We start from the raw sequence: 13,925 nt of genomic DNA on the forward strand, positions 1-13,925 counted from the left end.
AAAATAATTTCAAGATAAAAGAAGGAGTTTTTGGACACTCTGTCTAAAAGTGTTCAAAAGATTTTTATTATGGCAAATGATAATCGCAGAGCTAACACCAAAAAAGCCATTCAAGAAGCTATGGTCACCCTTTTAAAGACAGAGAGTTTTGACGACATTACCACCATCAAAATTGCTAAAGAAGCTGGCATTAGCCGTTCAAGTTTCTACACACATTATAAGGATAAATTTGAGTTGATTGATTCCTGCCAACAAACCCTTTTCAATCAAGTTGAATATATTTTTGAAAAACACGAAGGCAATAAAGAACAAGCGTTTTTAGAGATTTTTGAATTTCTAAAACGTGAGCAATTGCTATCTGCCTTAATTTCGGCGAACGGCACGCGGGAATTTCAAGCTTTTATTGTTAATAAGGTGCGCATCTTTATCAACACTGATTTTCAAAATCGTTTTGGGCGTGAGGAACTTTCCCCTGTCGAAAAAGAATACAGTAGTATCTACTTTGCCTATGCCTTTTTTGGTCTCTGCCAATCTTGGATAGCTAATGGCAAAAAAGAATCTCCTCGCCAAATGACTAACCTCATTTTAAAACTTTTACCACTATCACTATAACCACCCATTCTTAAAGTCGCCTTTTGGCGACTCTGAATGTAGATAAACTTACTTTTAACACAAAATAAGTTGCAAACAATTGTTGTCTCACTGTTCGATTTCAGGATTATTTACGAACAAAGTGAGCACAAAAACGATACTTTGTGCCGCTTAAACAATCTGGGAGATTGTTTAAGGTTGCAGATAAGAGAAACGAAGTTTCTCCTACATCTCGGAAGTTTTTGAGAATTCCTTGGATTTCTTCAATAGTCCACTGGTTGCTTTGAGGTCTGAGCCTAGAAATAAAAAAGCGAGAAACCTAAGGGAAGTATCAAAAAGGACTTTTCTATTATAAAAAAACAAAAAACCACGGCGAAGACCGTGGTTTTAAATACTTCAATAAACTGAGAATTAAAGCATTTTGTTGTAGTATTCAACGATAAGTGCTTCGTTGATTTCTGGGTTGATTTCGTCGCGTTCTGGAAGACGAGTCAATGAACCTTCAAGTTTTTCAGCGTCGAATGATACGAATGCTGGACGTCCAAGAGTAGCTTCAACAGCTTCAAGGATAGCAGGTACTTTAGCTGATTTTTCGCGAACTGAGATAACTTGACCTGGAGTTACGCGGTATGAAGGGATATCAACACGTTTACCGTCAACAAGGATGTGACCGTGGTTAACGAATTGACGAGCTTGACGACGAGTAGTTGCAAGACCTAAACGGTAAACAACGTTGTCAAGACGACGTTCCAAAAGAACCATAAAGTTGAAACCAAGAGTTCCACCTTTAATTTTAGTAGCTTGTACGAACAAGTTACGGAATTGTTTTTCACCTACACCGTAAGTGAAACGAAGTTTTTGTTTTTCAGCCAATTGCAAACCATATTCAGAAAGTTTGCTACGGTTGTTAGGACCGTGTTGACCTGGCACGTAGTTACGACGTGCTAATTCTTTACCTGTACCTGTAAGAGACAAGCCAAGGCGACGTGATTGTTTCCATGATGGACCTGTATAACGTGACATTAAAAATGTCCTCCTATAAAATAAAAATTTTGTAGGAAATAACAAATTAGAGAATCCTGATTCGTGCAGTTGACTTTCATCTAAACAGCCAAGATTACTTTTCCGACTTCTAGGAGCTTTTCTATAAGAAGAAAAACTGTAGAAGAGCCAACTGTTGACGAGCTTCATACTCTCCTGCTATTATTTCACACAAAGCTTAGTTTAACATAAAAAAAAGGCGTTGTAAAGCCTTTTTATCTACTATTGCTGATAATTCTAATCAAGGATTAATCAAAATAGCGAATCAATGTTTTTTCAGTTAAAATATCTGAATAAGTGTATGATTCAACATAAGAATTGTTGATTGCTCCTGGAACATCTGAATTTTCATTGTATTCAACGATAAATAATGAAGGGTAAACTTCAGTCAAACGACCAACTTTATTTTTTTCACGTTTACGACCATTTTCAAGTGTCAATTCAACAAGTTGACCTTCATGGGCTTTAATATCTTCTTTGATTTTTTTCATTTTTGCTACATCTGCAAATGCATCACTCATCTTCTACTTTGCTCCTTAATAAAGTAATTTTATATTTATCAACGCTCTTCAAACTGCGCTATACTAGAAAATTTATTGTATTCTTTTTGGAAGATTAATTTCACTGTGCCACGCGCTCCTGAACGGTTCTTCTCCAAGATAACTTCGATAGTATTGTCTTCGACAGCGTCATCATTTTCTTCACCCTCACGACGATAATAATCATCACGATACAAGAAGGCAACGATATCCGCATCTTGCTCGATAGAACCTGATTCACGAATATCTGACAACACAGGACGTTTATCCTGACGTTGTTCAACCCCACGAGACAACTGACTAAGTGCGATAACAGGGACTTTCAGCTCTTTTGCTAAAATTTTCAATTGACGTGAAATATCAGAAACCTCCTGTTGTCGGTTTTCTGGACGTGTTCCTGTAATCAACTGTAAGTAGTCAATGACAATCAAACCAAGACCACCCTCAACTTCTTGAGACAGCTTACGTGCTCGTGCACGAATTTCAGTGATTTTAATCCCTGGTGTATCATCAATATAAATCGGTGCTTCTGCCAAAGCACCTTGGGCAATGGTAATGTTGTTCCATTCTTGGTCGGTCAATTGACCTGTTCGAAGGTGGTGAGAATCAACCATTCCCTCAGCAGCCAACATACGGTCAACCAAACTTTCAGCACCCATTTCCAGAGAGAAAATAGCGACTGGTTTATTTTGTTTAGTCCCAACGTTTTGCGCAATGTTCAAAACAAAAGCAGTTTTCCCGACGGCTGGACGTGCAGCAAGGATAATCAATTGGTCAGGGTGTAAACCTGTTGTAATCTTATCCAAATCACGAAAACCAGTCGGCAATCCAGTAACATCACTTGTCTGACGAGAACGGATTTCCAAATTTTCATAGTTGACCTTCAAAACATCTGAAATCTTACGAAAACCACTGCGATTGCTATGTTCATTAATCTCAACAAGGGCTTTTTCTGCCCCCGCAATAACGTCTTCAGAATCCGTAGCACCTTCATAGGCAAGGTTTACAGTCTCTGTCAACCTAGAGATGATATTACGCAGCATCGCCTTTTCAGCGACAATTTTAGCATAATATTCTGCATTGGCACTCGTAGGAACGCTATTGACAAGTTCGACAATGTAAGACAAGCCACCAATGTTTTGTAAATCCCCTTGGTCATCAAGAATTGTTCTAACTGTTGTGGCATCAATAGCCTCATTACGATCGCTAAGTGTAATCATTGCCTTAAAAATAACTCTATGAGAATACTTATAGAAATCATCTGGGCTAATGTATTCACGGACAGTAATAAGCTTATCTGGCGAGATAAAAATCGAACCTAAGACAGACTGCTCTGCTAATAAATCTTGTGGCTGAACTCTCAATTCTGGCTCTTCTGCCAAATTCTTCACCTCCCCTAATAACCTCTAAACGTAGGACTATGCTTCCTTAATGCTTAATTTAATTTCAGCAGTTACTTCCTTGTGTAACTTAACAGGAACTTCGACAGAACCAATTGCACGAATTGGATGATCTAACTCGATAGAACGTTTGTTGATTTTTAAACCAAACTGTTTAGCCAATTCTTCGGCAATTTTCTTAGCTGTAATTGAACCAAATGTACGTCCATCAGGTCCAACTTTTTCGGTAAACTTAACAACTGTGGCTTCTTTCTCAAGCTCTGCTTTAAGCGCTTGAGCTTCTGCTAAAATTTCAGCTTGTGCTTTTTCTTCTGATTTTTGTTTACCTTTTAATTCACCAATAGCTTGGTTAGTCGCTTCTTTAGCTAAATTTTTCTTAATTAAAAAGTTTTGGGCATAACCTGTTGGGACCTCTTTGATTTCGCCTTTTTTCCCTTTACCTTTAACATCTGCTAGAAAAATAACTTTCATCACTCTACCTCCATGTTTTCTCTTAAATCATTTTCAATTATTTCAAGTAATAAGTGTTCGGCTTGACTAACAGTTATGTCTGATAGTTGACAAGCTGCTAGGGTAAAATGCCCACCGCCACCGAGTTCTTCCATCATTCGTTGAACATTGATTTTACTGCGGCTACGTGCCGAAATAGCTACTTTATTAGGAGCAACCTGAACAATAACAAACGTTGCTTCAATGCCAGCTAGAGATAACATGGTATCTGCAGCTTTACTGGCAACTACTTTACTGTAAACCACATTATCGCCACCACTGGCAATGATAATGTTGTCATAAAGTTTACGCCCTTTGAGAATAAGTTCATTAACCAATCGATATTCCTCAAAATCTGTTTGAGAAATGTTTTGAATTTCAATGCTATCACTTCCTTGAGATCTAAGATAGCTTGCAACATCAAATGTTCGACTTGTAACACTAGCTGAAAAATTCTTCGTGTCCAACATAATCCCTGCCATTAAAATACTAGCTTGAATTTTACTTAGACGTTTACCAGCATTTTGGAATTGAATTAATTCGGTTACTAATTCACTTGCGCTACTTGCCCCACTTTCAATAAAGGTCAATATGGCTTTTTCTGGAAAATTATTGTCACGACGATGATGATCAACAACAATAACATCTGTAAATCTGTTGTAAAGTTCCTGCGATAACGTTAAGTCAATCTTAGAATGGTCAACCATTATCAATAGTGATTGGCTTGTCACTAGTTGTAAAGCTTGGTTGACTGAAATTAAATTCGTTTTTCCATCTTCTTGTAACCTTTTAATTGCTCTTGCAATATCAGGGCTCATTTCATCTGGGTTGTAAACCGCATAAGCTTCCTCGATGACATTACTTGCAAAGAACTGCATCCCAATCGCTGAACCAAGAGCATCCATATCTAAATTACGATGTCCGACAACAAATACTCTATCCACATTTTTTATGTGGTCTGAAATAGCAGTCATCATCGCACGGGTACGCGTACGGGTACGTTTAACGGTAGATACTGACCCACCACCAAAATACAATGGTTTCTTATGCTCATCATTTTCACAAATAACAACTTGGTCACCACCACGCACAAGTGCCGTATTCAAATTTTGGAGAGCCACTTGCCCAATTTGCTGATGATTATCATCACCATAAGCAACCCCCATGCTCAAAGTCAGCGGTAACTCACGCTCTTCTTTAGCCTGTTTACGAAAAGCTTCTAGTACTGTAAACTTATCGTCAATTAGACTACTTAAAACAGCATAATCTGTGAAAAAGTAAAAACGGTCCATATCCACACGACGATAAAAAATATTTTTAGACTTCGTGAAATTCGATATGAAATTAGCAATAAAACTATTGATTTGAGAAATTTCCGCATCAGATAAATCATCTGTTACATCGTCATAATTATCAATTGAGATAATCCCGATAACTGGTCGCAAAAGCGCAGCATCTCCTAGTTGACGATTTCCCATTGACGTATCAAAGAAATAAAAAATCCCTGAAGATGAATCAATGTAAGATGAATATTTATTGCCATTTAACTCAAAAGTTTGGCTGGCATCCCCTTCACGCTTATTGCCAATAATTTTTTGGATGAGCTCGTCCTCAAATTCTCCTTCTTCACTAGTGAAGATAAGTTCAGCGTACGGATTAAACCACTCAACTTCATTTGTAGATTGCTCAAATTGAACAACACCAACAGGCATCTGTTCTAATAAACTCTTCAAACTGACTTCTGTTTGGTCGTTTAGTAATTCAATTTGTTCAAGTTCTGATAACTCATATGTTTCTTTTTGATAATAAAGCAATGCAACAAGCAAAGACAGCGCCAAAAAGATTGCAGCTAAAATAGCTGACTCCGTCTGAAAAAGTCTGACACAAATAGCCAAAATCCCGAATAAAATCAAGCCTATCATGACTAAGTGAATAGTTGCAAATCGAAATCTTTTCATTGGTTAACCTCTTAGCTTACAATTATACCATAAAACAGCCCTATTTGATAGAGCTGTCATTGGTTTAAAGATTACAATTTTATGACTTAATCATTCGCTTTTCTATGATGTTTTTGCTTGCCTTCTAGGTAAACCATCAAAATAGAAATATCTGCTGGGTTAACACCTGAAATACGGCTTGCTTGACCGATTGTTTCTGGGTTAATTTTCTTGAATTTTTGACGTGCTTCTGTTGCGATAGAATCAATATCATCCCAGTCAATATTAGCAGGAATACGTTTTTCTTCCATGCGTTTCATTTTGGCTACTTGGTCAAGGGCTTTGTTGATATAACCTTCATATTTGATTTCAGTTTCCAAAAGTTCAATCACTTTGCTGTCAAGTTTTTCTTCAGCAGGACCAACAAAGCTTGTCGCAATGTCATAATTGATTTCAGGACGACGCATGAATTCTTTTGCTGTCAAGGCATCTGTCAATGGTTTGAAACCAAGTGCTTCAATACGTGCATTAGTTTCTTTAACTGGCTTGATTTTATGAGTTGACAACCTTGTCAATTCATTGTCAAACTGACGTTTACGATTCAAGAAACGTTGATAACGTTCATCATCAACCAAACCGACACGGTGACCAATCTCAGTCAAACGCATATCAGCATTATCATGACGCAAAATCAAACGATATTCCGCACGACTTGTCAACAAACGATAAGGTTCCAACGTTCCTTTCGTTACCAAGTCATCAATCATAACACCGATGTAAGCATCACTACGTTTAAGAATCATTTCTGGCTTGCCTTGAACTTTCAAAGCAGCATTGATACCAGCAACAATTCCTTGACCAGCAGCTTCTTCGTAACCTGACGTACCATTGGTTTGACCAGCCGTAAAGAGACCTGAAATTTTCTTCGTTTCAAGCGTTGCACGCAATTGGTGTGGCAAAACGATATCGTACTCAATCGCATATCCTGTACGCATCATTTCGGCATTTTCAAGCCCTTTAATAGAATGAATTAATTCTTTTTGAACATCTTCAGGAAGACTTGTTGACAACCCTTGAATGTAAACTTCTTCTGTTTCACGACCTTCAGGTTCTAGGAAAAGTTGGTGACGTTCTTTATCCGCAAAGCGCACAATTTTATCTTCGATAGATGGACAATAACGAGGCCCTACTCCTTTGACAATCCCTGAAAACATTGGTGCACGGTAAAGATTTTTATTGATAATATCGTGGCTTGTTTGGTTCGTATAAGTCAACCAGCAAGGAATTTGGTCTTTGAGGTAATCTTCATCATTGGACATGAATGAAAAATGATTTGGTTTTTCATCACCTGGTTGAATCTCTGTTTCATCGTAATTGATAGAACTTGCTTTGATACGTGGTGGTGTTCCTGTTTTGAAACGACCAATTTCAAGACCTAATTCTTTCAAATTATCTGCAAGTCCAATAGAAGCCAAGCTGTTATTTGGACCAGAAGAATATTTAAGCTCGCCTAGGATAATTTCGCCACGAAGAGCTGTACCTGTTGTGATAACAACTGCTTTAGCTGAAAATTTCTGATTAGTAGCTGTGCGAACACCGACAACTTTACCATCTTCGACTAAAACTTCTTCAATCATTGACTGACGCAATGTCAAATTTTCTTGTTGCTCAACCGTATGCTTCATTGTACGAGAGTAAAGAGCCTTATCTGCTTGCGCACGAAGAGCACGGACCGCAGGACCTTTACCAGTATTGAGCATTTTCATTTGAATGTAAGTCCTATCAATGTTTTTACCCATTTCACCACCGAGAGCGTCAATTTCGCGAACGACAATCCCTTTGGCAGAACCCCCAATTGCAGGGTTACATGGCATAAAGGACAACATTTCCAAATTAATTGTTGCCAGCATCGTTTTACAACCCATACGAGCCGCAGCCAAACTAGCTTCAACACCAGCATGCCCAGCACCAACAATAATTACATCATAATTTTCAGCAAATTCGTGTGTCATTTTATTTCTCCTTATCCTTATTTACAAAATGTTTGACTTGACCATCCCAGTTTTTTAGGGCAATTTTTAAAAAGCTTGGATTTAGGTTAATCTTACTGAGTTCTTCAAACGAAATCCACTCACACATACGCTTCTGACCTCCCTCATATATCTCTTTATTAAGATCAGAAAGTGGGTTCACTAAGTAAAGAAATTCAATTTGGTGATGTTTTGTGAGATCCAAAGAAAACTGATTTTCGACAACAAAAGCCAACTGTTTAACTTCAATATCGATATTAAGTTCTTCTTTCATTTCGCGTATTATGGCATCTTCAGTTAATTCATTTACTAAGATTGCTCCACCTAACAAATAATATTCATTTTTAGGAGATTTTGCTAAATATATTTTTTCATCTTTAATAATTAAGGCTGATGCTCTAACAACAAAGCTCTGCTCACCAATTCTAGTTCTAAAATCCATTTAAAACTCCTTAACTGCACAAAAAACAGCCAAAACCCTCGAAAATTGTGCGGCAAAAACGCACAATTCTCATGAGCTTTGACCATCATGATTATTGTTATGATTATTGTATCAAATTAAGTTAAAATGTCAATTTAATTGCCGATAATTTTTCGAGCAATAGTTGATTATATAGATAAGCCAAACCTGTCAACTTATCTTTACACCTTTGTCAACTAGATATATTGACAAGCGACTCCATTTTTATAAGCCATATCAATGATTCCGCCACCTAGGCATTCTTCGCCATCATAGAAAACAACAGCTTGACCTGGTGTAATGGCACGTTGTGGTTCATCAAAGACAACTTCTGCTTTGTCACCTTTAACATGCACTGTAACTTTAGAGTCTGGTTGACGGTAACGGAATTTTGCTGTAACTTCCATTGTAAATTCTTCAGGCATATCACGTGTAAAGTGAATACTTGAAGCGTCAAGACTAGTTGACATTAATGAATCATGATAGAAACCTTGACCAACGTAAAGAATATTTTTTGACAAATCTTTTCCGACAACAAACCAAGGTTGATTGTCACCACCTTGTTGTCCACCGATACCAAGACCGCCACGTTGACCGATTGTATAATACATCAATCCAGCATGTGCACCCATATCACGACCATCAACAGTCATCATACGACCTTTTTGCGCTGGTAAATATTGACTAAGGAATTCTTTAAAGTTCTTTTCACCGATAAAGCAAATTCCTGTTGAATCTTTTTTCTTAGCTGTCGCAAGACCTGCACGTTCTGCAATTTTACGAACTTCTGGTTTTTCCAAATGCCCAAGTGGAAACATTACTTTTTGCAATTGTTCTTGTGATAATTGACTCAAGAAGTAAGTTTGGTCTTTATTATTATCTGCTCCACGTAACATATGAACAGTACCGTCTTCGTCACGAGAAACTTGCGCATAATGTCCAGTTGCTACATAATCAGCTCCAAGCGTCATGGCATAGTCAAGGAAAGCTTTAAACTTGATTTCCTTGTTACACATAACGTCTGGATTTGGTGTGCGTCCTGCACGATATTCCGCTAGGAAATATTCGAAAACACGATCCCAATACTCTTTTTCAAAATTGACAGAGTAGTAAGGAATACCAATTTGGTCAGCCACAGCTGCCACATCTTTATAATCTTCGGTTGCTGTACAAACACCGAATTCGTCTGTGTCGTCCCAGTTTTTCATAAAGACACCGATAACGTCATAACCTTGCTCTTTCAAAAGGAGAGCCGTTACAGACGAATCAACGCCGCCACTCATACCGACAACAACACGTATTTTTGAATTATCTGACATGATAATCCTCCCATCAAGATATTTTTTCGAACATAGGCTTGAAGGGCCCAGTTTTTCAAAAATCGATTTGAAGGTCGATTTTGAATGCGTGAAACCACGCGAAGACTATTATAACACGAAATTTCATTTATGTAAGTCTTTTACACTTAATTCTAATGCTTTTTCTCATTTATTATCGTTTACCCTTTTGCCTTCCTCTGTTATAATAAGTAAGCATAGATTCTTAAAGGAGTAGATATGAAAAATCTAAAATTCCAATCCGTATTCGACATCATCGGTCCCGTGATGATTGGTCCGTCTAGTAGCCATACGGCTGGGGCTGTTCGTATTGGAAAAATTGTTAACTCTATTTTCGGAGAAATTCCCGATTCCGTAACCTTTCATTTGTACAATTCATTTGCTAAGACTTACCGTGGTCATGGAACTGACAAAGCTCTCGTTGCAGGTATCCTTGGCATGGATACTGACAATCCTGACATCAAAAATTCATTAGAAATCGCTCACCAGAAAGGGGTTCGCATTTATTGGGATATTCTCAAAGATAGTAACGCTCCACATCCAAATACCGCTAAAATTACCGTTGAAAAAGGTGACAAAAGCATGAGTATTACTGGCGTATCAATCGGCGGAGGAAATATTGAGGTAACTGAGTTAAATGGTTTCTCTGTATCGCTAAAAATGAATACCCCAACTTTAATTATTGTTCACCAAGACATTCCTGGAATGATTGCCAAAGTGACAGATATTCTATCTGAACATCATATCAACATCGCCCAAATGAATGTAACTCGTGAACGTGCTGGTGAAAAAGCAATCATGATTATCGAAGTTGACTCTCGTGATTGTCACAAAGCTGTTGAACAGATTCAACAAATTCCACATTTGCACAATGTTAATTTCTTTGATTAGAAAGGAAAAGAATGTTTTATTCTATTAAAGAATTAGTTGAACAAGCCGATAAAGATTTTAACGGTAATATTGCTGAACTAATGATTGCCACCGAAATGGAATTAAGTGGGCGTAGCCGTGATGAAATCATTCACATCATGACGAAAAACCTTCAAGTCATGAAAAATTCTGTTACTGACGGACTAACACCTAGTAAATCAATTAGTGGTCTAACTGGTGGAGACGCCGTCAAAATGGACACCTACCTTAAATCGGGTAAGACTTTGTCAGATACCACTATCTTGACCGCTGTCCGCAATGCCATTGCTGTCAATGAACTGAATGCCAAAATGGGACTTGTTTGTGCTACACCAACAGCTGGCTCTGCTGGTTGTTTACCTGCCGTTCTGACAACTGCTATTGACAAATTAAAACTTTCTGAAGAAGAACAGTTGAACTTTTTATTCACTGCTGGTGCTTTTGGACTCGTTATTGGAAATAATGCTTCAATCTCTGGCGCTGAAGGTGGCTGTCAAGCTGAAGTTGGCTCTGCTTCTGCAATGAGTGCCGCAGCTTTGGTTAAGGCTGCTGGTGGCTCTGCTTTCCAAGCCAGCCAAGCAGTTGCTTTTGTTATCAAAAATATGCTTGGACTTATCTGTGACCCTGTTGCAGGGCTTGTTGAAGTCCCATGTGTTAAACGTAATGCTCTTGGTTCAAGTTTTGCACTTGTGGCTGCTGACATGGCACTTGCTGACATTGAATCTCAAATTCCAGTTGACGAAGTTGTTGATGCGATGTATCAAGTTGGAGCAAGTCTGCCAACTGCCTTTCGTGAAACTGCCGAAGGTGGCTTAGCTGCCACACCAATAGGACGACGATTACAAGCTCAAATTTTTGGAGAATAGTTTGCTAAGCATTTAGTATTTTAATACTATAGTAGCAAAACATTCGATCTTGACAAAATTGTCAATGAAAGTTGACACTATTTTACAGGAGAGTAAATATGAAATCTATCTTATTCGACCTCGACGGAACCTTGGTAAATTCCAGTCCAGGAATCAAAGCAGCATTTAATTACGCTTTTGAAAGATTACAGTTACCTTTACAGAGTGACAAGCAATTGTCAACATTTATCGGTCCACCCTTAGAAGTTACCTTTGCTAATTATTTCACTGAGAAAGCCGATATTGACCATGCAATAAAAACTTTTAGAGAATACTATAACGCTAAAGGTGTTCATCAAGTTTCGCTTTATGCTGGTATTTCCGACCTACTAAAAGAATTGAATGACTTAGGCTACTCTCTCTATGTCACAACAAGTAAACACGAACCAATGGCTAAGCTAATGTTGACCGAGCTTGGTGTCATTTCAAACTTTAAGCAAGTTTATGGTTCAACTCCTGAACATTTTCACAAAGCAGATGTGATTAACGCTTGTCTTACAGAACAAGTAATCCAAGCAGCCGAAGCTGTCATCATCGGTGATACAAAATTTGATATGATTGGTGGTCAGAAAACAGGCGTTAGAAGGCTTGGTATTACTTGGGGCTTTGGTTCTGCTGAAAGTTTACAAGAACACGGCGCTGAAATAATCTGTCATCAACCACAAGACATTAAAAAAGCACTATCATCGCTATAAGATGATTAGTGCTTTCTTTTTTATTTAGCTTAATAACCCCAAGCAGATAAGCCTTGAGCATTATAGGCGTTTATAGCAGCTGTAATCTGATCTTGAACAGTTGCTGTTGACCCCCAACCAGGCATTGTTTGAAATAAACCTGATGCCCCAGAAGCATTTGTCACACTTGGATCACCGTTAGATTCACGTGCAATGATTGCTTCCCAAGTTGATTGAGGAACACCTGTTGCTGCTGCCATTTGCGCTGCAGCTTCTGTACCGACAGTACCAGCAGTGTTTCCATTTGATGCTGTTGTTGCATCAACTACTTCTGAACTTGTTGTTGTCGTATAAGAAGCTGACTCTGTCGCAGTCGTGTCTTCAACAACTGGCTCTTCTGATTCTGTGTAAACTTCTTCTACCTCAGTAACTTCTTCGGTAGCAGGTTCTTCAGACACCTCGCTGACTTCTGCTGAGCTAGACTCAGATGATGTTGTACTTGTTACTGTTTGATTTAAAGTCGATGAAAGACTTGTAGATGTTGATTTAACAACCTCTGCCTCAGCATGTGTTGTAAACGTATCTGAGAATAATTCTATTTTTGGAATAAGGAAAATAATCATAGCCAAGCTCAAAGTTGCTCCGAGCACACTAACGATAATATTTCTTATTTTTCTTTGTTTTGCTTTAGCAATCCTACTATACATAAATATAAACTATATACCTCTCTAGAACTCCTTTTTCTATCATATAATTTAATTGTTACTTGGAGATTGAAAATATGTTAAAAATGTTACAAAAACATTGAAACTTACCCAATTTTCCTGAAAAATACTGTTTTAAAGCCATTTTGAGCAAACAAAAAAGATTTGAGAGTTTCTCTCAAATCTTTTTAACTAATTATCTAAAATCTTAATACCAACCATTTGCATTCCAGAAAGCAAGGGCTGCTGACCATGAACCATAACGGCTTGCAACGTATGCATCTGCAACACGTTCTTGGTTTTCAGCTGATAAGTCACCATTCAAGTAAGAAATCGTTAATTGGTAACGTCCGTAGTATTGACCATTTTGAGCTGTGTAGCTACCACTTGATTCGCGTTGTGCGATTGTTTCTTTAGCAGCTGCATCTGATGAGCTCAAGTTTGATGAATAAGTTGTGCTTGTAGTAGTTGTATCTGTACTTGCAGCTGTAGATGTTGCTGATGATGAATCATCAGTAGTAGCTGCTGAAGTTGTAGTTTCTGTTGTTGAAGCTGTTGAATCCAATTCTAAGACTTGACCAACAGTAATGAAGTCAACGTTAGAGATACTATTTAATGATGCCAATTGTTCAACTGTAGTATTGTAAGTTGAGGCAATTTCAGAAAGAGTATCACCTGATTTAACTGTGTAAGAATCTGCATTAGCGACTGCTGGGGCGATCAGTGCTGCTGCAAAAGCTGCGCTAGCAACTCCTAACTTAATAGTTTTCGATTTACTTTTTAAAGTATTTTTTTGCATTATATGCTCCTTTTTACAAATTAGTATAGGATATATAATACAGGGTTAATGTTACCTGAGCTTTAGTCTTTTATTAAAATTATTACAATTAGATTGTGTTAACATAAAGA

At 37.8% G+C, this 13,925-nt stretch carries 14 protein-coding genes; 4 read left to right on the forward strand and 10 right to left on the reverse strand.

Annotated elements, in window-relative coordinates; translation table 11 throughout:
- Positions 1-69: 69 nt before the first annotated feature.
- Positions 70-612, forward strand: coding sequence for a TetR/AcrR family transcriptional regulator (locus BTR42_RS12185; RefSeq protein WP_077498018.1), 543 nt, complete (start codon positions 70-72; stop codon positions 610-612).
- Positions 613-1,002: 390 nt separating this feature from the next.
- Here the strand turns inward: BTR42_RS12185 and rpsD are convergent, their stop codons facing one another.
- From rpsD to mnmA, 8 genes are all read right to left on the reverse strand, one after another.
- Complete coding sequence (gene rpsD / locus BTR42_RS12190; protein ID WP_014295480.1) at positions 1,003-1,614, reverse strand: 30S ribosomal protein S4; 612 nt, start codon at positions 1,612-1,614, stop codon at positions 1,003-1,005.
- Positions 1,615-1,880: 266 nt separating this feature from the next.
- Complete coding sequence (locus tag BTR42_RS12195; RefSeq protein WP_003066965.1) at positions 1,881-2,153, reverse strand: Veg family protein; 273 nt, start codon at positions 2,151-2,153, stop codon at positions 1,881-1,883.
- A gap of 38 nt (positions 2,154-2,191) precedes the next feature.
- Positions 2,192-3,553, reverse strand: coding sequence for a replicative DNA helicase (gene dnaB / locus BTR42_RS12200; protein ID WP_012962640.1), 1,362 nt, complete (start codon positions 3,551-3,553; stop codon positions 2,192-2,194).
- Positions 3,554-3,589: 36 nt separating this feature from the next.
- Positions 3,590-4,042 (reverse strand): 50S ribosomal protein L9, encoded by a 453-nt coding sequence (rplI, locus tag BTR42_RS12205; protein WP_009855195.1) that lies wholly within the window; start codon positions 4,040-4,042, stop codon positions 3,590-3,592.
- On the reverse strand, positions 4,042-6,018 hold the full coding sequence (locus tag BTR42_RS12210; protein ID WP_077497948.1) for a DHH family phosphoesterase: 1,977 nt from the start codon (positions 6,016-6,018) through the stop codon (positions 4,042-4,044). The genes rplI and BTR42_RS12210 overlap by 1 nt, the downstream gene beginning before the upstream one ends.
- 86 nt (positions 6,019-6,104) lie before the next feature.
- Positions 6,105-8,009, reverse strand: a complete 1,905-nt coding sequence (gene mnmG / locus BTR42_RS12215; RefSeq protein ID WP_077497950.1) for a tRNA uridine-5-carboxymethylaminomethyl(34) synthesis enzyme MnmG — start codon at positions 8,007-8,009, stop codon at positions 6,105-6,107.
- Position 8,010: 1 nt separating this feature from the next.
- On the reverse strand, positions 8,011-8,469 hold the full coding sequence (locus BTR42_RS12220; RefSeq protein ID WP_077497952.1) for an NUDIX hydrolase: 459 nt from the start codon (positions 8,467-8,469) through the stop codon (positions 8,011-8,013).
- A gap of 215 nt (positions 8,470-8,684) precedes the next feature.
- The gene (gene mnmA / locus BTR42_RS12225) at positions 8,685-9,806 is read right to left on the reverse strand and encodes a tRNA 2-thiouridine(34) synthase MnmA (RefSeq protein ID WP_077497954.1); all 1,122 of its coding nucleotides are present in this window, start codon (positions 9,804-9,806) and stop codon (positions 8,685-8,687) included.
- Between the two features lie 237 nt (positions 9,807-10,043).
- On the opposite strand from mnmA, the gene sdaAB reads away from it, so the two are divergent.
- The 3 genes from sdaAB (at position 10,044) to BTR42_RS12240 (ending at position 12,333) form a co-directional block, all read left to right on the forward strand.
- Positions 10,044-10,715 (forward strand): L-serine ammonia-lyase, iron-sulfur-dependent subunit beta, encoded by a 672-nt coding sequence (gene sdaAB, locus BTR42_RS12230; protein WP_061458215.1) that lies wholly within the window; start codon positions 10,044-10,046, stop codon positions 10,713-10,715.
- Positions 10,716-10,726: 11 nt separating this feature from the next.
- Entirely contained in the window at positions 10,727-11,599 is an 873-nt protein-coding gene (gene sdaAA / locus BTR42_RS12235) for an L-serine ammonia-lyase, iron-sulfur-dependent, subunit alpha (protein WP_077497956.1), read from the forward strand.
- A 98-nt stretch (positions 11,600-11,697) separates the two neighbouring features.
- Positions 11,698-12,333 carry an HAD-IA family hydrolase gene (locus BTR42_RS12240; RefSeq protein ID WP_077497958.1) on the forward strand — a complete coding sequence of 212 codons (636 nt, stop codon included), beginning with the start codon at positions 11,698-11,700 and terminating at the stop codon, positions 12,331-12,333.
- A 29-nt stretch (positions 12,334-12,362) separates the two neighbouring features.
- Here the strand turns inward: BTR42_RS12240 and BTR42_RS12245 are convergent, their stop codons facing one another.
- Together BTR42_RS12245 and apf are read right to left on the reverse strand one after the other, a co-directional pair.
- Positions 12,363-13,019: a transglycosylase SLT domain-containing protein gene (locus BTR42_RS12245; RefSeq protein WP_077497960.1), complete on the reverse strand. Its 657-nt coding sequence runs from the start codon at positions 13,017-13,019 to the stop codon at positions 12,363-12,365.
- Between the two features lie 205 nt (positions 13,020-13,224).
- Complete coding sequence (gene apf / locus BTR42_RS12250; RefSeq protein WP_077497962.1) at positions 13,225-13,815, reverse strand: aggregation-promoting factor; 591 nt, start codon at positions 13,813-13,815, stop codon at positions 13,225-13,227.
- Positions 13,816-13,925 lie beyond the last annotated feature (110 nt).

It is taken from the genome of Streptococcus gallolyticus subsp. gallolyticus DSM 16831 (assembly GCF_002000985.1).
Classification (GTDB): domain Bacteria; phylum Bacillota; class Bacilli; order Lactobacillales; family Streptococcaceae; genus Streptococcus; species Streptococcus gallolyticus.